Genomic DNA, 20960 nt, shown 5'->3' on the forward strand with positions numbered 1-20960 from the left:
GAATGGCTCGCGAATATAAAATTGAGGATTATCGTAATTTTGGTATTATGGCGCATATTGACGCCGGTAAAACCACGATGACTGAGCGTATTTTATTCTACACTGGTAAGAATCACAAGATTGGTGAAACGCATGATGGTGCTTCTACAATGGATTGGATGGAGCAAGAGCAAGAGCGTGGTATTACAATTACATCTGCTGCTACGACGACTTTTTGGGAAGGTCGTGATGGTCGAAAACGACGCTTTAATATCATTGATACGCCTGGTCACGTTGATTTTACAATTGAGGTTGAGCGTTCTTTGCGTGTTCTTGATGGTGCGATAGCGTTGTTGGATGCGAATGCAGGTGTGGAGCCTCAGACGGAGACTGTTTGGAGGCAGGCTGAGAAGTACCGTGTGCCCCGTATGGTATTTGTTAATAAAATGGATAAGATTGGGGCTGATTTCTATCGTAGTGTAGAAATGGTTGCTTCTCGATTGGGAGCTAAGGCTCTTGTCTTGCAGTTACCGATTGGTGCTGAAAATGATTTTGAAGGTGTTGTTGATCTTGTTGAGATGAAGGCATTGACATGGGATGGTTCCATTGGAGCTTCGGCCGTAGTAGGTGAGATACCTGCTGAGTTAAAGGAGAAGGCAGAGGAATATCGAGAAAAATTGGTCGAGATGGCTGTTGAAGTCGATGAGGCTGCGACAGAAGCTTATTTGGAAGGGGTTATGCCAACCAATGAACAGCTTGTGGCTCTTATTCGTAAAGGAACAGTGGAGGTTCAGTTTCATCCGGTTCTTTGTGGTACAGCTTTTAAAAATAAAGGTGTTCAACCGCTTTTAGATGCTGTTGTTTCTTATCTTCCTTCTCCTGTTGATGTTCCCGCTATTAGTGGTGTTGATGTTAAGACTGAATCTGAAACAACGCGTGAATCTTCAGATGAAGCTCCGCTTTCTATGCTTGCTTTCAAAATTATGAATGATCCATTTGTTGGGTCTTTGACTTTTTGTCGTATTTATTCTGGCAAAATCCAAAAAGGTATTTCTCTTGAGAATACTGTGAAGGGAAAGAGAGAGCGTTTGGGGCGTATGCTTCAGATGCATTCTAATTCTCGTGAGGATATTGAAGAAGCATTTGCTGGTGATATTGTTGCTCTTGCTGGTCTTAAGGAGACAACAACAGGTGATACTCTTTGTGATCCTTTGAAGCCTGTTATTTTGGAGCGGATGGAATTTCCTGAACCTGTTATTGAGATTGCTATTGAGCCGAAAACAAAGGCAGATCAAGAGAAAATGGGGCTTGCTCTTAGTCGTTTGGCTGCAGAAGATCCTTCATTTCGTGTTAAATCGGATGAAGAATCTGGTCAGACAATTATTGCTGGAATGGGTGAGCTTCATCTTGATATCATTGTTGACCGTATGCGGCGTGAATTTAAGGTTGAAGCTAATGTTGGGCAGCCTCAAGTAGCTTATCGTGAATCAATAACAAAAGTTGCTGAAATTGATTATACCCATAAGAAGCAATCTGGTGGTGCTGGACAATTTGCTCGTGTAAAAATTATTTTTGAGCCTCATGATGGTGATGACTTCGTTTTTGAGTCAAAGATTGTTGGTGGTGCCGTTCCTAAAGAATATATCCCAGGTGTTCAAAAAGGTATTGAAAGTGTTATGGGGTCAGGCCCTCTTGCAGGATTTCCTATGCTTGGTGTAAAAGCTACTTTGATTGATGGTGGCTATCATGATGTTGATTCTTCTGTTTTAGCTTTTGAGATTGCTGCGCGTGCAGCATTTCGGGAAGGGGCGCAAAAGGCTGGTGCTCAGCTTCTTGAGCCAATTATGAAGGTAGAGGTTGTGACGCCAGAAGATTATGTTGGTGATGTGATTGGTGATTTAAATTCTCGTCGAGGTCAAATTTCAGGTACGGAAGCTCGTGGTATTGCGACAGTTGTGAATGCAATGGTTCCTTTGGCGAATATGTTTGGTTATGTGAATACACTTCGGTCGATGAGTCAAGGGCGAGCTCAATATACAATGCAATTTGATCATTATGAGCCTGTTCCTTTAGCTGTAGCACAGGAGATTCAGAAAAAATATGCATAATCAATATACGTAATTTATAATCGTATATTAATTTTAAACTTAGTTCATAATTTGAACAGAAAATGGAGAGCTCAAATGGCAAAGAGCAAATTTGAACGTACGAAGCCGCATGTTAATATAGGTACGATTGGTCATGTTGATCATGGGAAGACTTCATTGACAGCAGCGATTACGAAGTATTTTGGTGAATTTAAAGCGTATGACCAAATTGATGCGGCGCCTGAGGAGCGGGCACGTGGTATAACGATATCTACTGCGCACGTTGAGTATGAAACGGAGAGCCGTCACTATGCTCACGTTGATTGTCCTGGTCATGCGGATTATGTTAAGAACATGATTACAGGAGCGGCCCAAATGGATGGTGCGATATTAGTTGTTTCTGCAGCAGATGGACCTATGCCTCAAACGCGTGAGCATATTTTGTTGGCCCGCCAGGTTGGAGTTCCAGCGATTGTTGTTTTTCTCAATAAAGTTGATCAGGTTGATGATAGCGAGCTTTTAGAGCTTGTAGAGCTTGAAGTTCGTGAGCTTTTATCGAAATATGATTTTCCGGGAGATGATATTCCTATAGTTAAGGGTTCGGCTTTGGCTGCGCTTGAGGATTCAAATAAGAGTATAGGTGAAGATTCTGTTCGTCTTTTGATGAGTGAAGTTGATAAATATATACCGACCCCTGAGCGTCCAGTTGATCAGCCGTTTTTGATGCCTATCGAGGATGTTTTTTCTATTTCTGGTCGTGGTACGGTTGTTACAGGTCGTGTTGAGCGTGGCATTATTAAAGTTGGTGAAGAGATAGAGATTATTGGAATTCGTCCTACATCTAAGACGACGGTTACCGGGGTTGAAATGTTTCGGAAACTTTTAGATCAAGGTCAGGCTGGTGATAATATAGGCGCTTTGCTTCGTGGAGTTGATCGTGAGGGGATTGAACGTGGTCAAGTATTGGCGAAACCTGGTTCTGTTACACCTCATACTAAATTTAAAGCTGAGGCTTATATTTTAACGAAAGATGAGGGGGGACGTCACACACCGTTTTTCACAAACTATCGTCCTCAATTTTATTTTCGTACGACCGATGTTACAGGTATAGTTACGCTTCCTGAAGGAACGGAAATGGTTATGCCGGGTGATAATGTTGCAATGGATGTTTCTTTGATTGTTCCAATCGCAATGGAAGAGAAGCTTCGTTTTGCGATCCGAGAAGGTGGTCGCACCGTTGGGGCCGGTATCGTATCTAAAATTATTGAATAGGTGAGATAATCATTGAGAAATGTCTTTGATTGTTGAGGACATTTCATATGTTAAGGAAATAAAGAGCATGAATGGCCAGAATATCCGTATTCGTTTAAAGGCATTTGATCATCGGATTCTTGATGCATCGACGCGTGAAATTGTGTCAACCGCTAAGCGTACTGGTGCTAATGTCCGTGGTCCTATTCCGCTTCCAACACGGATTGAGAAGTTTACGGTTAATCGTGGCCCACACATTGACAAGAAGAGTCGTGAACAATTTGAAATGCGTACGCATAAACGTCTTCTTGATATTGTTGATCCAACACCACAAACGGTAGATGCGCTGATGAAGCTTGATCTTTCTGCTGGTGTAGATGTTGAAATCAAGCTCTGAGGTTTGAAGACAGAAGGAACTGCCCCAATGCGTTCAGGTGTAATAGCACAGAAGTTAGGTATGACCCGTATTTATAATGATGCTGGTGAGCATGTGCCAGTAACTGTGCTTCGTCTAGATAAATGTCAGGTTATTGCTCAACGTACAGTTAAAAAAAATGGTTATACTGCTGTTCAATTAGGTGTAGGATTTGCTAAAATTAAAAATACATCTAAAGCTCTTCGTGGGCATTTTGCTAAAGCTGTAGTTGAGCCAAAGGCTAAAATAGCAGAATTTCGCGTTAGTCCTGATAATTTACTTGATGTTGGTACTGAAATTACAGTGGAACATTTCGTGCCAGGTCAAAGGGTTGATGTAACAGGTGTAAGTATTGGTAAAGGGTTTGCCGGTGTTATGAAGCGGCATAATTTTGGTGGGCATCGTGCCTCCCATGGTAATTCTATTACACATCGTGCTCATGGTTCAACAGGTCAATGTCAAGATCCTGGAAAAGTATTTAAAGGCAAAAAAATGGCTGGTCATATGGGGCAAGCACGTGTAACAACTCAAAATATTGAAGTTGTTTCTACGGATGTTGATCGTGGTTTGATTTTAGTGCGTGGTTCTGTTTCTGGTTCTAAAGGGTCTTGGATTTTAGTGCGAGATGCTATAAAAAAGCGTCTTCCTGATAATGCACCAAAACCTGCTGGTATTCGCCGACTTGTTAAAGAGGAAAAGGGATCAACTCCCTTAATGGCGGAAATTTCTGAATCTAAGGGAGCCGAATGATGGACCTTGTTATAAAAACTCTTGATGGTAAAGAAGCCGGTAAATTGAAAGTTTCTGAAAATATTTTTGGTCTTACTCCTCGTGAGGATATTTTGCAACGTGTTGTTCGTTGGCAGCTTGCACGTCGTCAAAAAGGTACGCATCAGTCACAAGGGCGGTCTGATGTATCGCGAACAGGGGCGAAAATGTTTAAACAAAAAGGAACTGGACGTGCCCGTCATTCTTCTGCTCGGGTACCGCAATTCCGAGGTGGTGGTAAAGCACATGGTCCGGTGATGCGGAGTCATGCGCATAACCTTCCTAAAAAGGTTCGTGCTCTTGGGTTGCGTTTAGCTTTATCGGTCAAATTAAAAACAGATAATTTGATTATCGTTGACGAGCTTAGTATTCGAGACGCAAAGACAAAAATGCTGAATATGAATTTTTCTAAACTTGGTTTCAATAATGCTTTGTTAATTGGTGGAAAAGAAGTTGATATGAATTTTTTTCGTGCAGCATCTAATATTCCTAATATTGATGTTTTACCAGTTCAGGGGATTAACGTTTATGATATTTTGCGTCGCAGCAAGCTTGTTTTGTCAAAAGAGGCTGTTGAGACACTTGAGGAGCGTTTCAAATGACGGATCTTCGTTATTATGATGTAATTTTAAGTCCAGTTGTTACTGAGAAGTCGACTATGCTTTCTGAGTATAATCAAGTTGTTTTTAAGGTTGCTCAGAAAGCAACAAAATCTGAAATTAAAGCTGCTATTGAAGCACTTTTTAGTGTAAAGGTTAAGGCAGTGAATACAATAGTTCGTAAGGGCAAAATGAGGCGTTTCAAAGGTATTGTTGGTCGGCAAAGTGATGTTAAAAAAGCAATTGTAACGCTTGTCAAAGATCAATCAATTGACTTTTTAGCAGGCTTATAGAAGGTTCAGAGGTTAGAAGAATGGCACTTAAGCATTTTAATTCGACTACGCCCGGACAGCGTCAGCTCGTTATTGTGGATCGTTCTGATCTTTATAAAGGTAAACCTGTAAAGAGATTAACAGAGGGCTTGCCGTCAAAAGGTGGTCGCAATAATCGTGGCAGAATTACTGCTCGTTTTCAAGGTGGTGGTCATAAGCGTAGTTATAGGCTTATTGATTTTAAGCGTATCAAGCGTGATATGTTTGCAAAAGTTGAGCGTTTGGAATACGATCCAAATCGTACGGCTTTTATTGCGTTGATTCGTTATGAAGATGGGCACTTGAGTTATATTCTTGCACCGCAGCGTCTTGATGTTGGTGACTCTGTTATTGCTGGTTCAAATGTTGATGTTAAGTTAGGCAATGCGATGCCTCTTAGTAATATGCCTATTGGTACTATTGTTCATAACGTTGAAATGAAGCCTGGAAAAGGTGGTCAGATTGCGCGTTCAGCAGGGGCTTATGTGCAATTGGTTGGGCGAGATGAAGGGATGGCTATTCTTCGTCTTAATTCTGGTGAACAACGTTTGGTTTCAGGTAATTGTTTTGCAACGGTTGGTGCTGTTTCAAATCCTGATCATGGGAATATTAGTGATGGTAAAGCTGGTCGGTCACGCTGGCGTGGTAAGCGTCCACATGTTCGTGGAGTTGCTATGAATCCAGTTGATCATCCGCATGGTGGTGGTGAAGGTCGCACATCAGGTGGTCGTCATCCAGTGTCTCCTTGGGGAAAGCCTACGAAAGGTAGGCGTACACGTTCCAATAGAGCCACTGACAAGTTTATTATGCGTTCTCGTCACCAGCGTAAGAAATAGGAAAGGTAGTCTAAAGTGGTTCGTTCAGTTTGGAAAGGTCCGTTTGTTGACGGCTATCTTCTTAAGAAAGCAGAAAAAGTTCGCGCTAGTGGACGTAATGAGGTAATTAAAATGTGGAGTCGCCGTTCTACTATTTTACCACAATTTGTTGGTTTGACTTTTGGTGTTTACAACGGCAATAAACATATTCCTGTTTCTGTTTCTGAAGAAATGGTCGGGCACAAATTTGGTGAATTTGCTCCCACCCGGACCTATTATGGGCATGGTGCAGATAAAAAAGCGAAGAGGAAGTAGGAATGGGCAAAGCTAAGGTTCCACGCCAACTTAAAGATATTGAAGCAAAAGCTGTCGCCCGAACAGTTCGTGTAAGTCCGCAGAAGCTTAATTTGGTTGCTGAAATGATACGTGGTAAAAAAGTTAATATGGCATTGGCTGATTTGGCATTTTCGCGTAAGCGTATTGCTGGTACTGTTCGAAGTGCTCTTGAATCGGCAATTGCTAATGCGGAAAATAATCATAATCTTGATATTGATTCCTTGATTGTTGCAGAAGCATATGTTGGTAAATCTATTGTAATGAAGCGTTTTCATGTTCGAGGGCGTGGTCGAGCTAGTCGAGTGAAGCGTCCATTTTCTCATCTCACTATTATTGTTCGTGAAGTTGTAGAAAAAGGGGAGGTTGCATAATGGGACAGAAGATCAATCCAATAGGACTTCGTCTTGGAGTTAATCGGACCTGGGATTCACGGTGGTATGCTGATAGTGGTGAATATGGGCGTCTTCTTCATGAAGATGTAAAAATTCGCTTGTATGTAATTGAGGAATTAAAGCAAGCTGCCATTTCTAAGGTTGTTATTGAGCGTCCTCATAAAAAGTGTCGTATAACTATTCATTCAGCACGCCCTGGTTTAATCATTGGTAAAAGAGGTGCTGATATTGAGAAGTTGCGTCGCAAGCTTTCAGAAATGACTGATGCTGAAACTTCACTGAATATTGTTGAAATTCGTAAACCAGAAATTGATTCCACAATTATTGCTCAGTCTATTGCTCAGCAACTTGAGCGTCGTGTTGCTTTTCGACGTGCAATGAAGCGTGCTGTTCAGTCTGCTATGCGTTTTGGAGCTGAAGGGATTCGTATTAATTGCTCTGGTCGTCTTGGAGGGGCTGAGATTGCTCGTATGGAATGGTATCGCGAAGGTCGTGTTCCACTTCATACATTGCGAGCTGATGTTGATTATGGTACAGCAGAAGCTAAAACTGCCTATGGTATTTGTGGTGTTAAAGTTTGGGTTTTTAAGGGTGAAATTCTTGAACATGATCCAATGGCTTCGGAGCGTCGTGCTGTAGAGGGTGATCATTCGAGTTCTTTATTGAATCGTCGCCGCGAAAATGTTTAATTTTGTGGTTGAGTTAGAAATTTGGAGTAGAGAGCAATGTTGCAGCCAAAGCGCACAAAGTTCCGTAAACAATTTAAGGGGCGTATTCATGGTTCTTCAAAGGGAGGAACAAGCTTGAATTTCGGTGCTTATGGTTTGAAAGCTATTGAGCCAGAGCGTGTTACTGCCCGTCAAATTGAGGCAGCGCGTCGTGCAATTACACGTTATATGAAGCGTTCTGGTCGTGTATGGATTCGTATTTTTCCGGATGTTCCTGTTACGTCTAAGCCAACTGAAGTTCGTATGGGTAAAGGTAAGGGGAGTGTGGATTATTGGGCGGTGCGTGTTGCACCTGGGCGTGTTATGTTTGAGCTTGATGGGGTTTCTGAGGATGTGGCGCGTGAAGCACTTAGGTTAGGTGCAGCAAAGCTTCCTGTTAAGACTCGTTTCGTACAGCGTATTTCTGAATAAAGAGGTTAGGCAATGAAAGCTGCAGAATTACGAGCGCAAACGCTCGAGCAAATGAAAAATGAATTGGCTAAATTAAAAAAAGAACAGTTTAATTTGCGTTTTCAGAAAGCAACAGGTCAGTTAGAGAAGACTACACGGGTTAAACAAGTTCGTCGTAATATTGCACGTATTAAAACATTTCTTCGTCAGAAAATGAACGAAAACAAGGCTTAAGGAAGTAAGATATGCCTAAACGCATTTTGCAAGGTGTTGTCGTTAGTGACAAGAGTGATAAAACTGTTGTTGTTAAGGTGGAGCGTCGCTATTCTCATCCGTTGCTTCAAAAGACGGTTCGGCAATCTAAAAAATATAAAGCACATGATGAGAATAATCAGTTCAAAATTGGAGATCGGATTTTTATTCAGGAATCTAAGCCAATCTCGAAAGATAAGCGTTGGATTGTCGTTAAAGATAGTGTAGCGTAGTTAACTAGGTGGGTTGTTTTAAAATTTAATTTTGGTTTATATTCATTGGTGGGTTTTGAAATAAAAACTTTATCGTTATTTGGCGGGTGAGTTCAGGTATATCAAATATTTATCCGGATATGGGTGTTTAAGAAAAGGTGGCCATTCATGATTCAGATGCAAACAAACCTCGATGTTGCAGATAATTCTGGTGCACGTCGTGTCATGTGCATCAAAGTGTTAGGCGGTTCAAAGCGGAAGTATGCTTTGGTCGGCGACATTATTGTTGTTTCGGTTAAGGACGCTATTCCTCGTGGACGTGTAAAAAAAGGAGATGTGATGAAAGCTGTAGTGGTTCGTACTGCCAAAGATATTCGTCGCGTGGATGGTAGTGTAATTCGTTTTGATAGGAATGCTGCTGTTTTAGTTGATAATAAGAAAGAACCAATTGGTACACGTATTTTTGGGCCGGTTCCCCGTGAGCTTCGTGGTAAAAACCATATGAAGATCATTTCTCTTGCTCCTGAAGTATTATAAGGGGTGGATATTATGCAAAAGATTCGAAAAGGTGATAAAGTGGTTGTCTTGTCCGGTAAGGATAAGGGATGTAAAGGTGAAGTCATCAAGGTGAATCCAAAGGAGAATAATGCTCTTGTGCTTGGGCTTAATATGGTTAAACGTCATCAACGTCAAACGCAAAAGCAAGAAGCTGGAATTATTTCTAAGGAGGCTCCTATTCATTTATCTAATTTAGCACTCTCTGATCCTAGAGATGGTAAGCCTACTCGTGTAGGTTTTCGTTTGAATGCGGATGGTGATAAGGTTCGCTTTGCCAAGCGTTCAGGAGAATTAATTAATGGCTGAGGAAAAACAAAAGCCGCGTATGAAGGCGCATTATTTTGAAGTGGTTCGTAAAATACTTCAAGAAAAGTTTAATTATAAAAATGAAATGCAAATACCCCGTCTTGATAAGATTGTGATTAATATGGGGATCGGTGAGGCGACGGCTGATTCAAAAAAGCCCTCTATTGCAGCTGGAGATTTGGCATTGATAACGGGTCAAAAAGCTATTGTTACCCGTGCACGTAATTCTATTGCGACCTTTAAAGTACGTGAAGGGATGCCTCTTGGAGCTAAGGTAACACTACGTAAAGATCGTATGTTTGAGTTTTTGGATCGTCTTATTACAATTGCGCTTCCACGGGTTCGTGATTTTCGTGGTTTGAATCCAAAAAGTTTTGACAGTCGTGGCAATTTTGCTATGGGTATTAAAGAGCATATTGTGTTTCCAGAAATTAACTACGATAAAGTTGATCAGATTTGGGGTATGGATATTATTGTTTGTACGACAGCGAAAACGGATGATGAAGCGCGTGAGTTATTACGTGCTTTTAATTTTCCGTTTCGTTCGTAACGGCAAATATAGCGAGGTGAAGTTATGGCTAAAGTGAGTGCCGTTGAAAAAAATAAACGTCGTGAAAGGATGGTGAAGCGTTATGCTGCACGTCGTGCGCGTTTAAAAGCAATAGTGATGAATCAGGAAGTTTTGCTTGAAGAGCGCTTTAAAGCTTCTATTCAGTTGGCACAGTTGCCTCGTAATTCTGCAAAAGTTCGTATTCGTAACCGTTGTGAAATTTCGGGTCGTCCGCGTGCTTATTATCGTAAATTAAAGATGTCACGAATTGCATTGCGTGATCTTGGGTCTTTGGGGTATATTCCTGGAATTGTTAAGTCTAGCTGGTAGGGAGAGGTTATTAGATGTCTATGTCAGATCCTCTTGGTGATATGTTAACCCGTATTCGGAATGCGCTTGGTCGTAAAAAAGGAAAGGTCATTACTCCTGCATCTAAACTTCGTGCAGGGGTTCTTGATGCTCTGAAATTGGAAGGTTATATTCGTGGATATAATCAGGTTGATTTAGGTAATGGAAAATCTTCAATTGAAATTGAGCTAAAATATTTTGAAGGTTCAGCCGTTATTCGTGAAATTTCGCGTGTTTCAAAGCCAGGTCGTCGTGTTTATGTTTCTGCTAAAGCTATTCCTCCAGTGGCGAATGGTCTTGGTATTTCAATTTTATCAACTCCTAACGGAGTGATGGCGGATCATGAGGCGCGTAAACAAAATGTTGGTGGAGAGCTTCTCTGTCGTGTTTTCTGATTAATTTAAAGAAAATGGAAGAAAAACAGGTTAAGAATAATGTCTCGTATTGGAAAAAAACCCATTCCAGTTCCTTCTGGAGTTACCGCTATCATTGACGGCCAGTTGGTTAAGGTAAAAGGTCCGAAAGGTGAGCTGAGTTATGTCGTTAATGATGAGGTTTTAGTTAAGCTTGAGGAAAATGTTGTATTAGTAGAGCCACGTGATCAATCAAAGGGTGCTCGTTCTAAGTGGGGTATGTCACGCTCAATGATTGGGAATATTTTTTGTGGTGTAAAAGATGGTTTTGAAAAGAAACTGGAAATTAATGGTGTTGGTTATCGTGCTGCGTTGCAGGGTAAAGATATTCAGTTATCATTAGGTTTTTCTCATGATGTCATTTATAAAGTACCAGCTGACGTTACTATAACAGTTCCTAAGCCGACAGAAATTGTTGTTTTCGGAATTGATAAACAGAAGGTTGGACAAGTAGCGGCAGAAATTCGCAAATATCGTGCGCCTGAACCTTATAAGGGTAAAGGTGTGAAGTATGCAGATGAGCATATTGTTCGTAAAGAAGGTAAAAAGAAATAAGGATTTCATGACATGGTTTCTTCTAAGCGGATTGTTCAACGTAGAGCCCAACGTGTTCGTCGTCAAATTAAAGCGGTTGATAATGGTCGTCTACGGCTTAGTGTTTATCGCTCAAATCAGAATATTTATGCTCAAATTATTGATGATACACGTGGACATACTCTTGTTTCTGCGTGTACTCTTGAAAAGAATTTAAAGAACTCTTTAAAAAGTGGTTCTGATAAAGAAGCTGCTTTTGTTGTTGGTAAGTTAATTGCTGAGCGTGCGAAAAAAGCTGGTGTTAATGAAGTTGTTTTTGATCGTGGGCCATATGTTTATCATGGTAGAATAAAAGCTTTGGCTGAAGCTGCTCGTGAGGGTGGTTTAAATTTTTAAAGTGTATAGCTTAGAAAGTTTAGTAAGGAGATCTTTAGGATATTTCATGCAAGTTCCTTTGATTTCGTGCTGGGACTTTGTTAGCGTGCTTCCGGAAAAGAAAAAAGGAATGAGGAATGGCACAAAAAGAGCGTAGTGATCGGGATGAACGTGATAGTGAGTTTGTTGATAAGCTTGTTCATATTAATCGTGTTTCTAAAGTTGTGAAGGGTGGTCGGCGTTTTGGTTTTGCTGCTCTTGTTGTTGTTGGAGATCAAAAGGGGCGTGTTGGTTTTGGTCATGGTAAAGCGCGTGAAGTGCCTGAGGCAGTTCGTAAGGCTACAGAGTCTGCAAAACGTGAAATGATTCATGTACCGCTGCGGTCTGGACGTACATTACATCATGATGTTGAAGGTCGTCATGGTGCTGGTTATGTTTTGTTACGCGCAGCTTCTGCTGGTACTGGTATTATCGCTGGCGGGCCAATGCGTGCTATTTTTGAGACACTTGGTATGCAGGATGTTATTGCGAAATCATTAGGGTCATCAAATCCCTATAATATGGTACGTGCTACCTTTGATGCGTTAAAGCGCCAAGTGCATCCTAAAAGTATTGCGGCCCAGCGAGGTATTAAGTATTCAGTATTGCAGTCGCGTCGTCAAAATATGATTGATTCGGAAGAATAATGTCTAGGCTTGTCGAAAAGGGAATTAAAAATGATTCAAAAAAAATCTCAGATTAGCAAGACTGTGACGGTAGAACAAATTAGAAGTGCGATTCGAAAACCGCGAGTTCAATGTGCAACATTAAAGGGACTTGGATTAAATAAAATGCATCGTCGTCGTGTTTTGGAAGATACACCTTGTGTGCGGGGTATGATTGCTAAGGTTAAGCATCTTGTTCGCGTTATAGAAAAAAATTAAAGGTTGCAGGAGTATATAAAATGAAGCTCAATGAATTACGTGATCGTGAGGGCGCAACAAAGAGCTATAAGCGTATTGGGCGTGGTATTGGTTCTGGAACCGGTAAAACTGGTGGTTGTGGTGTTAAAGGTCAGAAGTCACGTTCTGGTGTGTCGCTTAATGGTTTTGAAGGAGGGCAAATGCCTATTTATCGCCGTTTACCAAAGCGCGGATTTAAGAATTTATTTTCTAAAGCTTACAATGAAGTTTCATTAGGCCGTATTCAGTTAGCAGTTGATGCGGGTAAATTGGATATTGAGAAATCAGTTGATGTTGTTACATTAAAAGAAGCTGGTATTATTAGTCGGGTAAAAGATGGTGTGCGTCTTCTTTCTGATGGAGAGCTAAAAGTTAAGATGACATTTAATGTTTCTGGGGCTTCTGAAATGGCTCGTAAAAAGATTGAAAAGGCTGGTGGTCAGGTTAATTTTTGCAAAGTTACTCAATAATTACGGACTAAATAATGCAGGGAAATATGAACTCTCTTTTACTTCATTATTTATAAAGAATATTGAGCCTTTCGTTTTTTATATGGTGGTATGAATTCTAAAGGTTATGTTTATTTAAGTTAAAGATTTAGCCTATAAACTGGAGAAAATTTATGGCATCGGCTGCAGAGCAATTGGTTTCCAATATGAATTTTGGCGCTTTTTCGCGTGCAACTGAATTAAAAAAACGTATTTGGTTTACTTTGGCTGCGCTTCTTGTGTATCGTTTTGGTACTTATATTTCTCTACCGGGTATTAATATTGATGTTTTACGACAAACATTTGAACATCATGCATCTGGTGTATTAGGGCTGTTTAATATGTTTGCTGGGGGTGCTGTTGGGCGTATGGCAATTTTTGCTTTAGGTATAATGCCTTATATATCAGCATCAATTATTGTACAGTTATTAACATCGATTGTTCCTTCATTAGAAGCTCTCAAAAAAGAGGGGGAATTGGGTCGTAAGATCATCAATCAATATACTCGTTATATGACTGTTATATTGGCAATTTTACAAGCTTTTGGTATTGCAGTTGCGCTTGAAACTGGTATAGGAACAGGTCTCCAAATAGTTATAGAACCAGGTATAATATTTCGTATTTCAGCAGTTATTTCATTAGTTGGTGGCACAATATTTTTGATGTGGCTTGGTGAGCAGATTACATCACGTGGCATTGGTAATGGAATTTCTCTCATTATTTTTACAGGTATTGTAGCAAATTTTCCTTCTACGTTTGCTCAACTTTTAACTGCTCATAGTCAAGCTGATTTATCAACTTTTTTATTAATAGGAATTGTTGTTGTTGCTGTTCTTATTATTGGAGTTATTGTTTTTGTAGAGCGGGCACAAAGGAGGATTATTATTCAGTATCCAAAGCGTCAAGTTGGAAATCAGATGTTTCAAGGTGATATGTCTCATTTTCCTTTGAAGTTAAATACTGCTGGTGTTATTCCGCCAATTTTTGCTTCATCTTTATTATTATTACCTGCAACTATTAATAATTTTTCTGATAAAATGCCGCAATGGGTTCAAAATATTTCTTTTTTCCTTAGTCATGGACAACCACTTTATATGATTGTTTACGCTGCTTTGATGGCATTTTTTTGCTTTTTCTATACAGCTATTGTATTCAGTCCAAGTGATACAGCTGAACAATTAAAAAGGCATTCTGGTTTTATCCCAGGGATTCGCCCTGGTGAGCGTACGGCTGAGTATATTGATTACGTTTTAACGCGTATTACTGTTATTGGAGCTATTTATATTATTCTGATTTGTTTACTTCCTGAGTTTATGATATCAACATTGCATATTCCTTTTTATCTTGGTGGTACATCTTTACTCATTGTTGTTACTGTTACACTTGATACAGTTGCTCAAATTCAGGGGAGTCTTGTTGCGCACCAATATAAGGGATTGATTGAAAAATCAAAACTTCGTGGAGGTAGAAGAAGACGATGAAGGTGATTCTTTTAGGTCCTCCTGGTGCTGGCAAAGGTACGCAAGCTAAAATGCTTACAGAGGAATATACTATTCCTCAGTTGTCCACCGGTGACATGCTGCGTGCAGTTATTATGAAAGAAACAGAAGTTGGTAAAAAAGCTAAAGCAATAATGGAATCTGGTTCTTTGGTTTCTGATGATATTGTTAATCGAATTGTATCAGATCGTATTAGTGAAAGTGATTGCGTGGGTGGTTTTATATTGGATGGGTATCCGCGGACCTTGGCACAAGCAGAGGCATTGCAGCAAATTTTAAAATCAAAAAATGTACAACTTGATGCGGTTATTGAGCTTGTTGTTGATGAAGATGCGTTGATTGAGCGTATAAAAAAGCGTGTACAGGAAACCGTTGTTTCTGGTGGGCAGGTTCGTTCAGATGATAATCCTGGTGCTTTTGCAAAACGACTAGTTGAGTATCGTGAGAAAACAGCTCCTGTATCAAAGTTTTATTCAGATATTGGATTACTAAAAACGGTTGATGGAATGGCTGATATTTCTGATGTATCGCGCGCAATTAAAGAGCTTTTTAAATGAAGGACTTTATCAGAAATAAATTGAAAAGAGTTGACTTTTATAATGAAATCTATCAGAAATCGCTTTGATTCATTTCAGTAGGAATAACAGGATTCGGAATATGTTTGAACCGAAGCCATTTTTTTCTATAAAATGCTTCAAGTATTTTATGGTAAACTGTTAACATACTCAAGGAGAATAGGCGTGGCCCGTATTGCTGGCGTCAATATCCCGACAAATAAGCGTGTAGTTATTGCGCTTCAATATATTTATGGGATTGGACAAAAATTTGCTCAGGAAATTATCGAGAAAGTTGGTATTTCTCCAGAGCGTCGTGTACATGAGCTTTCGGATGCAGAAGTTTTACAGATTCGTGAGACAATAGACCAAAGCTATCAGGTTGAAGGGGACCTCCGTCGGGAGGTTGCGATGAGTGTAAAGCGTTTGATGGATCTTGGCTGTTATCGTGGTTTACGCCATCGTCGCTCTTTGCCCGTTCGTGGGCAGCGTACGCATACAAATGCGCGTACACGTAAAGGTCCTGCTAAAGCAATTGCTGGTAAGAAGAAGTAAAAATCTTTAATTGCTTTAATTGATTGTGAAGGTTTTATTTTAGATATTTTGTTTTTGTTGAATATTTAAAACAAGAGCGAATAAGGTGGAGCTGCTGGTATTACGGCAGTAAAGAGATCGTTGAAAGGAAGGCTATGGCCAAGGAAGCCACGCGTATTCGTCGTCGCGAGCGTAAGAATATTTCATCAGGTGTTGTACATATCAATTCAACATTTAATAATACAATGATTACTATTACTGATTCTCAGGGACATACAATTGCATGGTCATCTGCTGGAGCTCAAGGATTTAAGGGATCACGTAAGTCTACGCCTTTTGCTGCACAGGTTGCTGCAGAGGATTGTGCCAAAAAAGCACAAGAACATGGTATGCGTTCGTTGGAAGTTGAAGTTTGTGGGCCCGGAGCAGGTCGTGAATCCGCTTTACGTGCATTGCAATCTGTTGGTTTTTTAATTACTTCCATTCGTGATGTGACACCAATTCCTCATAATGGATGTCGTCCGCGAAAAAGGCGGCGTGTTTAATTTGGGTATTGTTTTTCATTGTCGGAGGTTTCTCCGATGTTCACGCTGGCCGTTGCGATTGAATGGTAACGGAACTAAAGAACAGGAATAAAAATATGATCCAGAAAAACTGGCAGGAATTAATTAAACCCAGTAAAGTTGAGTTTCACGCGCATAATGATCCGAATATTGTAAGTGTGGTTGCAGAACCTCTTGAGCGTGGTTTCGGTTTGACATTAGGAAATGCATTGCGTCGTGTGTTGTTATCATCACTTCGTGGTGCTGCAGTTACTGCTGTACAAATTGATAGTATTTTACATGAATTCTCGTCAATTCCGGGTGTTCGTGAAGATGTTACAGATATTATTTTAAATATCAAAGAGATTGCTATACGTATGGAAGAGGAGGGGCCTAAGCGGGTTATTCTCTGTAAAGAGGGACCCGGAGTGGTTAAAGCTGGAGATATACAAACAGTTGGAGATATGGCAATTCTTAATCCGGAGCATGTGATTTGCACATTGGATGAGGACGCAGAAGTTCGCATGGAACTTATTGTCAATACAGGAAAGGGTTATATTCCATCGGAGAGAAATTGTATTGATGATGCACCAATAGGACTTATTCCTGTTGATAGCCTTTATTCGCCAGTTCGTAAAGTATCCTATAAAGTAGAGAATACACGTGAAGGACAGATTCTAGATTATGATAAATTGACATTAACAATCGAAACGAATGGCGCTGTTAATGGTGAAGATGCGATTGCTTTTGCAGCTCGTATTCTTCAAGATCAATTGTTGGTATTTGTTAACTTTGAAGAACCACAAAAAGAATTGGTGGAAGAGCCGGATTCTGAACTTTCCTTTAATCCAGCCTTGCTCAAAAAGGTGGATGAATTAGAACTTTCAGTGCGTTCAGCAAATTGTCTTAAAAATGATAATATTGTTTATATTGGTGATCTTATACAAAAAACAGAAGCTGAAATGCTTCGGACACCAAATTTTGGACGGAAATCATTGAATGAAATTAAGGAAGTTCTCGCATGTATGGGACTCCATCTTGGGATGGAAATTCCTGCGTGGCCTCCTGATAACATTGATGATCTTGCGAAACGTTATGAAGATCAGTATTAAATTAACATTGAAGGAGAAGGCTTATGCGCCACAGTAAATCAGGTCGTAGGCTGAACCGGACTGCTAGTCATCGTAAAGCAATGTTTGCAAATATGGCGGCTTCGCTTATTGAGCATGAGCAGATTATGACGACGCTTCCAAAGGCTAAAGAAATTCGTCCTGTCGTTGAAAAATTAGTTACGCTTGGTAAGCGTGGAGATTTGCATGCACGTCGGCAAGCGATTTCAGCTCTTCGTGATGCGAAGCATGTTGCGAAATTGTTTGATACGTTAGCGGTACGTTATGCATCACGTAAAGGTGGTTATTTGCGTATTATGAAAGCAGGTTTTCGTACCGGTGATAATGCTCCTATGGCTGTTATTGAGTTTGTTGATCGCGATGTTGACGCAAAAGGTGCTGTTGATCGTGCACGTATGGAAACAACAGCTGTTAAAGAAGAAGCTGCTTCATAAAAGGAGCAATTTTTCTTATTAGCTTTTTAAAAACCGTCTTTTAAAGGCGGTTTTTTTATTAAATTTTAAGGGCGTTTTTTCATTAAAATTGTAGAGCTAATTTTTTCTATTATGTAAAAAGGAGAGAGGTGACTTTATTCGTTGAGTTGTTTAATTTCTATATTGTTTGTTGTTTGGATAAATTTTTTGTGCCTAAATCATTGATTATTTAGTGATGATCACCGATTTTCAAGGTAAGTAAGGAGGTCTTCTTATCTTATTAAGAAGTAAGCTTTTGTTTTTGAAGGAGCTAATAATGAAATATTCTATTTTAATAGGGCTTTTTTTTGTGATTATGGCACAAATAACGTTTTGTTATGCGAATGCTCAAATTCCACAAAAACAGTCAGATATTACTTTTTCATTTGCTCCTTTAGTGAAAAAGACTGTTCTATCCGTTGTGAATATTTATGCTGCACGAAAAGTTAGAGTACGTTCGCCTTTTGAGGGAGATCCATTTTTTGAACAATTTTTTGGTCGTTATCAAGGTAAGCGATCTTTGCGTACTCAGTCATCATTAGGATCTGGGGTGATTGTTGATGCACGTGGTTTGATTGTTACTAGTTACCATGTTATTAAGGATGCTAGCGAAATTAAAGTTGCTTTTTCTGATGGCCGGGAATTTGAAAGTAAAGTTATATTAAAGGATGAAACAACAGATATTGCAGTACTTGAAATTAATTCAAAAGATGCTCAATTTCCTGTTCTCCCTTTGGGAGATTCTGATGCAGTGGAAGTTGGAGACCTTGTTCTAGCAATTGGTAATCCTTTTGGTGTTGGTCAGACGGTTACAAGTGGCATTGTTTCAGCACAAGCACGTACGCGTATAGGTATTTCTGATTTTGATTTTTTCATTCAAACAGATGCTGCTATTAATCCAGGTAATTCTGGTGGGGCTTTAATTGATATGAAAGGTCAATTAATTGGGATTAATACGGCTATTTATTCACGTTCAGGTGGTTCTGTAGGGATTGGATTTGCTATCCCAGTTAATCTTATTAAAGTTGTGCTTGATACAGTGAAGCGTGGTGAAAAGTTTCTTGTGCCCCCTTATATTGGGGCATCTTTTCAAAGTATTACACCTGATATTGCAAGTGGTTTGGGTTTAGAACATTCGTATGGTGCACTCATTATTGAGATTATCAAAGGTAGTCCGGCTGAGAAAGCTGGTTTGAAAGTGGGTGACGTTATTTTGAGTGTGCAAGGGATGCAAATTGAGAGTCCAGATAGTCTTGGATATCGTTTGATGACAACTAGGATTGGGCAGAGCCTTGTTTTAGAATATTTACGGGATGGAAAAATTTTTAAAACAGAAATAACTGTATTATCAACACCAGAATCTGCATTTGCACAATCTGAAAAAATTGTGGGAGAAAATCCCCTTTCTGGTGCTGAAGTATTAGATTTAACGCGGTACAATAGTCGACGATTTCATCTTCCTGTTACTGTGAAAGGTGTGATAATTACTGAGGTTGACCAAAGAAGTAATGCTGCGGGTATTTTTCGTCCTGGAGATATTTTGCATACTGTTAATGGTCATAAAATTCAAACTGTAAGTCAGTTAAAAAAAGTGCTTATGCAAAAACACTCACATATTTGGGAAATAGAATATGAGCGCAATGGTTTACATATTCGTCAATTGATTCGTTGAGAGTTTTATTTGAATAAAGATTTTTATACTTTACCCTTTGATTCTTGTGTTAATCAAAATCGTCCCCTTGCAGAAAAGATGCGTCCTCGCTCTCTTCATGAAGTGGTAGGGCAAAACCATTTAATTGGAGCGGAGGGCTTTCTTTCGCGCATGGTTGCGTCTGGCTCTTTTAGTTCTATGATTTTCTGGGGACCACCAGGCACAGGTAAAACGACGGTAGCACGTTTGTTGGCACTTGAAACAAATTTTGCCTTTGAACAAGTTTCTGCTATTTTTACTGGAATATCGGAACTAAAGAAAATTTTTGAAGTAGCCCGAGCCCGTTTGATGTCTGGATGTCAGACATTATTATTTATCGATGAAATTCACCGCTTTAATCGCTCTCAACAGGATAGTTTTTTACCTTTTATGGAAGATGGAACTATAATTCTTGTAGGAGCAACAACTGAGAATCCTTCATTTGAACTTAATGCTGCTCTTCTTTCACGTGCACGTGTTTTAACTTTTCGCGCGCATGATAATGCAAGTTTGGACATACTTTTGAAACGCGCTGAAAAAGTAGAGGGAAGATCACTGCCTTTAGATGATCATGCGAGAGAAGTTTTAATAAGGATATCTGACGGTGATGCACGAGCAGCTTTAACATTAGCAGAAGATATTTGGCGTGCTGCACAGTCAGAAGAAGTTTTTAATGCCGAAACTCTGCAAGCCATAATTCAGCGTCGAACTCCGATTTATGATAAAGGACGAGATAGTCATTATAACCTTATTTCAGCACTGCATAAGTCAGTTCGTGGTTCTGACCCTGATGCTGCACTGTATTATCTTGCACGTATGTTTGATGCGGGTGAAGATCCTTTATATATTGGGCGTAGGTTGGTTCGCATAGCTATTGAAGATATTGGTTTAGCAGATCCACAAGCTCTTGTAATTTGTAATGCAGCAAAAGATGCCTATAGTTATTTAGGATCACCTGAAGGAGAGTTAGCTCTTGTGCAAGCATGTCTTTATGTTGCAACTGCACCAAAATCAAATGCAACTTATCTTGCTTATAAAGCGGCAATGCATAGTGCTCGCAAAAACGGTTCTTTATCTCCTCCTAAGCACATTCTTAATGCTCCTACAAAATTTATGAAAGAAGAGGGATATGGGCATGGTTATCGTTATGACCATGACGAACAAGATGCGTTTTCAGGGCAAGAATATTTTCCTGAAGAACTTGGGCATCAGATCTATTATCAGCCACAAGAACGTGGTTTTGAGCGGGAAATTATAAAGCGTCTTGATTGGTGGAAGAAGTTACGACAAAAACGAGTTAATCAAAAATAAAATTTTAGAGAGAGTAAGAGAGAATGTATTTTTGATTGTTTTTTTGTATTTAGTCATAATTATTATAATTTTAATTAAGATTCAGATTAAACTAAAAGAACTTACTGCTGTTCTATAGAGTAGGGGGTATTTGATTTATTTAAAGAAAAAGGTATTAACGGTATATAAATTTAGTGTGTAAGCGACTCTCTCTAATATGT

31 protein-coding genes are annotated in these 20960 nt (G+C 39.7%); all 31 read left to right on the plus strand.

Annotated features, from left to right (window positions below):
• Positions 1–2: 2 nt before the first annotated feature.
• The 31 genes from fusA to Bho11B_RS03430 all read left to right on the plus strand — a co-directional run bounded on the left by fusA (position 3) and on the right by Bho11B_RS03430 (position 20760).
• Positions 3–2087 carry an elongation factor G gene (fusA, locus tag Bho11B_RS03280; RefSeq protein WP_078673664.1) on the plus strand — a complete coding sequence of 695 codons (2085 nt, stop codon included), beginning with the start codon at positions 3–5 and terminating at the stop codon, positions 2085–2087.
• Positions 2088–2162: 75 nt separating this feature from the next.
• The gene (tuf, locus tag Bho11B_RS03285) at positions 2163–3338 is read left to right on the plus strand and encodes an elongation factor Tu (protein WP_035006025.1); all 1176 of its coding nucleotides are present in this window, start codon (positions 2163–2165) and stop codon (positions 3336–3338) included.
• Positions 3339–3405: 67 nt separating this feature from the next.
• Positions 3406–3714: a 30S ribosomal protein S10 gene (rpsJ, locus tag Bho11B_RS03290; RefSeq protein ID WP_007477064.1), complete on the plus strand. Its 309-nt coding sequence runs from the start codon at positions 3406–3408 to the stop codon at positions 3712–3714.
• 27 nt (positions 3715–3741) lie between these two features.
• Positions 3742–4482 carry a 50S ribosomal protein L3 gene (gene rplC / locus Bho11B_RS03295; RefSeq protein WP_035006084.1) on the plus strand — a complete coding sequence of 247 codons (741 nt, stop codon included), beginning with the start codon at positions 3742–3744 and terminating at the stop codon, positions 4480–4482.
• A complete protein-coding gene (gene rplD / locus Bho11B_RS03300) occupies positions 4482–5102 on the plus strand; it encodes a 50S ribosomal protein L4 (RefSeq protein ID WP_078673665.1) in 621 nt (206 codons plus the stop codon). Before rplC ends, rplD begins: the two co-directional genes overlap by 1 nt.
• On the plus strand, positions 5099–5392 hold the full coding sequence (locus tag Bho11B_RS03305) for a 50S ribosomal protein L23 (protein ID WP_078673666.1): 294 nt from the start codon (positions 5099–5101) through the stop codon (positions 5390–5392). Before rplD ends, Bho11B_RS03305 begins: the two co-directional genes overlap by 4 nt.
• Before the next feature lie 20 nt (positions 5393–5412).
• Positions 5413–6246, plus strand: a complete 834-nt coding sequence (rplB, locus tag Bho11B_RS03310; protein WP_078673667.1) for a 50S ribosomal protein L2 — start codon at positions 5413–5415, stop codon at positions 6244–6246.
• A gap of 15 nt (positions 6247–6261) precedes the next feature.
• On the plus strand, positions 6262–6540 hold the full coding sequence (gene rpsS / locus Bho11B_RS03315) for a 30S ribosomal protein S19 (RefSeq protein WP_035006078.1): 279 nt from the start codon (positions 6262–6264) through the stop codon (positions 6538–6540).
• A gap of 2 nt (positions 6541–6542) precedes the next feature.
• Positions 6543–6932 carry a 50S ribosomal protein L22 gene (rplV, locus tag Bho11B_RS03320; protein ID WP_035006076.1) on the plus strand — a complete coding sequence of 130 codons (390 nt, stop codon included), beginning with the start codon at positions 6543–6545 and terminating at the stop codon, positions 6930–6932.
• Positions 6932–7642: a 30S ribosomal protein S3 gene (gene rpsC, locus Bho11B_RS03325; protein WP_078673668.1), complete on the plus strand. Its 711-nt coding sequence runs from the start codon at positions 6932–6934 to the stop codon at positions 7640–7642. The genes rplV and rpsC overlap by 1 nt, the downstream gene beginning before the upstream one ends.
• Positions 7643–7678: 36 nt before the next feature.
• Complete coding sequence (gene rplP, locus Bho11B_RS03330; RefSeq protein ID WP_078673669.1) at positions 7679–8092, plus strand: 50S ribosomal protein L16; 414 nt, start codon at positions 7679–7681, stop codon at positions 8090–8092.
• 12 nt (positions 8093–8104) lie between these two features.
• A complete protein-coding gene (gene rpmC, locus Bho11B_RS03335; protein WP_035006072.1) occupies positions 8105–8305 on the plus strand; it encodes a 50S ribosomal protein L29 in 201 nt (66 codons plus the stop codon).
• A gap of 11 nt (positions 8306–8316) precedes the next feature.
• Positions 8317–8556, plus strand: a complete 240-nt coding sequence (gene rpsQ / locus Bho11B_RS03340) for a 30S ribosomal protein S17 (protein ID WP_035006070.1) — start codon at positions 8317–8319, stop codon at positions 8554–8556.
• A 147-nt stretch (positions 8557–8703) separates the two neighbouring features.
• Positions 8704–9072, plus strand: a complete 369-nt coding sequence (gene rplN / locus Bho11B_RS03345; RefSeq protein ID WP_013545242.1) for a 50S ribosomal protein L14 — start codon at positions 8704–8706, stop codon at positions 9070–9072.
• Between the two features lie 12 nt (positions 9073–9084).
• Complete coding sequence (gene rplX / locus Bho11B_RS03350) at positions 9085–9399, plus strand: 50S ribosomal protein L24 (protein WP_035006067.1); 315 nt, start codon at positions 9085–9087, stop codon at positions 9397–9399.
• A complete protein-coding gene (rplE, locus tag Bho11B_RS03355; RefSeq protein WP_078673670.1) occupies positions 9392–9949 on the plus strand; it encodes a 50S ribosomal protein L5 in 558 nt (185 codons plus the stop codon). The genes rplX and rplE overlap by 8 nt, the downstream gene beginning before the upstream one ends.
• A gap of 24 nt (positions 9950–9973) precedes the next feature.
• On the plus strand, positions 9974–10279 hold the full coding sequence (gene rpsN, locus Bho11B_RS03360) for a 30S ribosomal protein S14 (RefSeq protein WP_035006064.1): 306 nt from the start codon (positions 9974–9976) through the stop codon (positions 10277–10279).
• Between the two features lie 14 nt (positions 10280–10293).
• A complete protein-coding gene (gene rpsH, locus Bho11B_RS03365; protein WP_035006063.1) occupies positions 10294–10692 on the plus strand; it encodes a 30S ribosomal protein S8 in 399 nt (132 codons plus the stop codon).
• Between the two features lie 39 nt (positions 10693–10731).
• On the plus strand, positions 10732–11265 hold the full coding sequence (gene rplF, locus Bho11B_RS03370; protein ID WP_035006061.1) for a 50S ribosomal protein L6: 534 nt from the start codon (positions 10732–10734) through the stop codon (positions 11263–11265).
• 12 nt (positions 11266–11277) lie between these two features.
• Complete coding sequence (gene rplR, locus Bho11B_RS03375) at positions 11278–11640, plus strand: 50S ribosomal protein L18 (RefSeq protein WP_035006059.1); 363 nt, start codon at positions 11278–11280, stop codon at positions 11638–11640.
• Positions 11641–11756: 116 nt separating this feature from the next.
• Entirely contained in the window at positions 11757–12305 is a 549-nt protein-coding gene (rpsE, locus tag Bho11B_RS03380) for a 30S ribosomal protein S5 (RefSeq protein WP_035006058.1), read from the plus strand.
• 30 nt (positions 12306–12335) lie between these two features.
• Positions 12336–12542, plus strand: coding sequence for a 50S ribosomal protein L30 (rpmD, locus tag Bho11B_RS03385; protein WP_078673671.1), 207 nt, complete (start codon positions 12336–12338; stop codon positions 12540–12542).
• Between the two features lie 20 nt (positions 12543–12562).
• Entirely contained in the window at positions 12563–13030 is a 468-nt protein-coding gene (gene rplO / locus Bho11B_RS03390; protein ID WP_078673672.1) for a 50S ribosomal protein L15, read from the plus strand.
• A gap of 152 nt (positions 13031–13182) precedes the next feature.
• On the plus strand, positions 13183–14529 hold the full coding sequence (gene secY, locus Bho11B_RS03395; protein WP_078673673.1) for a preprotein translocase subunit SecY: 1347 nt from the start codon (positions 13183–13185) through the stop codon (positions 14527–14529).
• On the plus strand, positions 14526–15104 hold the full coding sequence (locus tag Bho11B_RS03400; protein ID WP_078673674.1) for an adenylate kinase: 579 nt from the start codon (positions 14526–14528) through the stop codon (positions 15102–15104). Before secY ends, Bho11B_RS03400 begins: the two co-directional genes overlap by 4 nt.
• Positions 15105–15287: 183 nt before the next feature.
• Positions 15288–15656 carry a 30S ribosomal protein S13 gene (gene rpsM / locus Bho11B_RS03405; RefSeq protein ID WP_035006050.1) on the plus strand — a complete coding sequence of 123 codons (369 nt, stop codon included), beginning with the start codon at positions 15288–15290 and terminating at the stop codon, positions 15654–15656.
• Between the two features lie 134 nt (positions 15657–15790).
• A complete protein-coding gene (rpsK, locus tag Bho11B_RS03410; protein ID WP_035006048.1) occupies positions 15791–16180 on the plus strand; it encodes a 30S ribosomal protein S11 in 390 nt (129 codons plus the stop codon).
• Between the two features lie 95 nt (positions 16181–16275).
• Positions 16276–17289, plus strand: coding sequence for a DNA-directed RNA polymerase subunit alpha (locus Bho11B_RS03415; RefSeq protein ID WP_078673675.1), 1014 nt, complete (start codon positions 16276–16278; stop codon positions 17287–17289).
• Positions 17290–17312: 23 nt separating this feature from the next.
• Positions 17313–17741 (plus strand): 50S ribosomal protein L17, encoded by a 429-nt coding sequence (gene rplQ, locus Bho11B_RS03420; RefSeq protein WP_035006041.1) that lies wholly within the window; start codon positions 17313–17315, stop codon positions 17739–17741.
• 295 nt (positions 17742–18036) lie between these two features.
• Positions 18037–19431: a DegQ family serine endoprotease gene (locus Bho11B_RS03425; RefSeq protein ID WP_078673676.1), complete on the plus strand. Its 1395-nt coding sequence runs from the start codon at positions 18037–18039 to the stop codon at positions 19429–19431.
• Between the two features lie 9 nt (positions 19432–19440).
• A complete protein-coding gene (locus Bho11B_RS03430) occupies positions 19441–20760 on the plus strand; it encodes a replication-associated recombination protein A (RefSeq protein ID WP_078673677.1) in 1320 nt (439 codons plus the stop codon).
• Positions 20761–20960: the final 200 nt, after the last annotated feature.

This window comes from Bartonella sp. 11B (genome assembly GCF_002022625.1).
Classification (GTDB): Bacteria; Pseudomonadota; Alphaproteobacteria; order Rhizobiales; family Rhizobiaceae; genus Bartonella; species Bartonella rochalimae.

What these genes read in the sequence shown, in the direction of transcription:
- fusA (WP_078673664.1), top strand. Translation starts at nt 3, where the DNA reads ATGGCTCGCGAATATAAAATTGAGGATTATCGTAATTTTGGTATTATG.
- tuf (WP_035006025.1), top strand. Translation starts at nt 2,163, where the DNA reads ATGGCAAAGAGCAAATTTGAACGTACGAAGCCGCATGTTAATATAGGT.
- rpsJ (WP_007477064.1), top strand. Translation starts at nt 3,406, where the DNA reads ATGAATGGCCAGAATATCCGTATTCGTTTAAAGGCATTTGATCATCGG.
- rplC (WP_035006084.1), top strand. Translation starts at nt 3,742, where the DNA reads ATGCGTTCAGGTGTAATAGCACAGAAGTTAGGTATGACCCGTATTTAT.
- rplD (WP_078673665.1), top strand. Translation starts at nt 4,482, where the DNA reads ATGGACCTTGTTATAAAAACTCTTGATGGTAAAGAAGCCGGTAAATTG.
- Bho11B_RS03305 (WP_078673666.1), top strand. Translation starts at nt 5,099, where the DNA reads ATGACGGATCTTCGTTATTATGATGTAATTTTAAGTCCAGTTGTTACT.
- rplB (WP_078673667.1), top strand. Translation starts at nt 5,413, where the DNA reads ATGGCACTTAAGCATTTTAATTCGACTACGCCCGGACAGCGTCAGCTC.
- rplV (WP_035006076.1), top strand. Translation starts at nt 6,543, where the DNA reads ATGGGCAAAGCTAAGGTTCCACGCCAACTTAAAGATATTGAAGCAAAA.
- rpsC (WP_078673668.1), top strand. Translation starts at nt 6,932, where the DNA reads ATGGGACAGAAGATCAATCCAATAGGACTTCGTCTTGGAGTTAATCGG.
- rplP (WP_078673669.1), top strand. Translation starts at nt 7,679, where the DNA reads ATGTTGCAGCCAAAGCGCACAAAGTTCCGTAAACAATTTAAGGGGCGT.
- rpmC (WP_035006072.1), top strand. Translation starts at nt 8,105, where the DNA reads ATGAAAGCTGCAGAATTACGAGCGCAAACGCTCGAGCAAATGAAAAAT.
- rpsQ (WP_035006070.1), top strand. Translation starts at nt 8,317, where the DNA reads ATGCCTAAACGCATTTTGCAAGGTGTTGTCGTTAGTGACAAGAGTGAT.
- rplN (WP_013545242.1), top strand. Translation starts at nt 8,704, where the DNA reads ATGATTCAGATGCAAACAAACCTCGATGTTGCAGATAATTCTGGTGCA.
- rplX (WP_035006067.1), top strand. Translation starts at nt 9,085, where the DNA reads ATGCAAAAGATTCGAAAAGGTGATAAAGTGGTTGTCTTGTCCGGTAAG.
- rplE (WP_078673670.1), top strand. Translation starts at nt 9,392, where the DNA reads ATGGCTGAGGAAAAACAAAAGCCGCGTATGAAGGCGCATTATTTTGAA.
- rpsN (WP_035006064.1), top strand. Translation starts at nt 9,974, where the DNA reads ATGGCTAAAGTGAGTGCCGTTGAAAAAAATAAACGTCGTGAAAGGATG.
- rpsH (WP_035006063.1), top strand. Translation starts at nt 10,294, where the DNA reads ATGTCTATGTCAGATCCTCTTGGTGATATGTTAACCCGTATTCGGAAT.
- rplF (WP_035006061.1), top strand. Translation starts at nt 10,732, where the DNA reads ATGTCTCGTATTGGAAAAAAACCCATTCCAGTTCCTTCTGGAGTTACC.
- rplR (WP_035006059.1), top strand. Translation starts at nt 11,278, where the DNA reads ATGGTTTCTTCTAAGCGGATTGTTCAACGTAGAGCCCAACGTGTTCGT.
- rpsE (WP_035006058.1), top strand. Translation starts at nt 11,757, where the DNA reads ATGGCACAAAAAGAGCGTAGTGATCGGGATGAACGTGATAGTGAGTTT.
- rpmD (WP_078673671.1), top strand. Translation starts at nt 12,336, where the DNA reads ATGATTCAAAAAAAATCTCAGATTAGCAAGACTGTGACGGTAGAACAA.
- rplO (WP_078673672.1), top strand. Translation starts at nt 12,563, where the DNA reads ATGAAGCTCAATGAATTACGTGATCGTGAGGGCGCAACAAAGAGCTAT.
- secY (WP_078673673.1), top strand. Translation starts at nt 13,183, where the DNA reads ATGGCATCGGCTGCAGAGCAATTGGTTTCCAATATGAATTTTGGCGCT.
- Bho11B_RS03400 (WP_078673674.1), top strand. Translation starts at nt 14,526, where the DNA reads ATGAAGGTGATTCTTTTAGGTCCTCCTGGTGCTGGCAAAGGTACGCAA.
- rpsK (WP_035006048.1), top strand. Translation starts at nt 15,791, where the DNA reads ATGGCCAAGGAAGCCACGCGTATTCGTCGTCGCGAGCGTAAGAATATT.
- Bho11B_RS03415 (WP_078673675.1), top strand. Translation starts at nt 16,276, where the DNA reads ATGATCCAGAAAAACTGGCAGGAATTAATTAAACCCAGTAAAGTTGAG.
- rplQ (WP_035006041.1), top strand. Translation starts at nt 17,313, where the DNA reads ATGCGCCACAGTAAATCAGGTCGTAGGCTGAACCGGACTGCTAGTCAT.
- Bho11B_RS03425 (WP_078673676.1), top strand. Translation starts at nt 18,037, where the DNA reads ATGAAATATTCTATTTTAATAGGGCTTTTTTTTGTGATTATGGCACAA.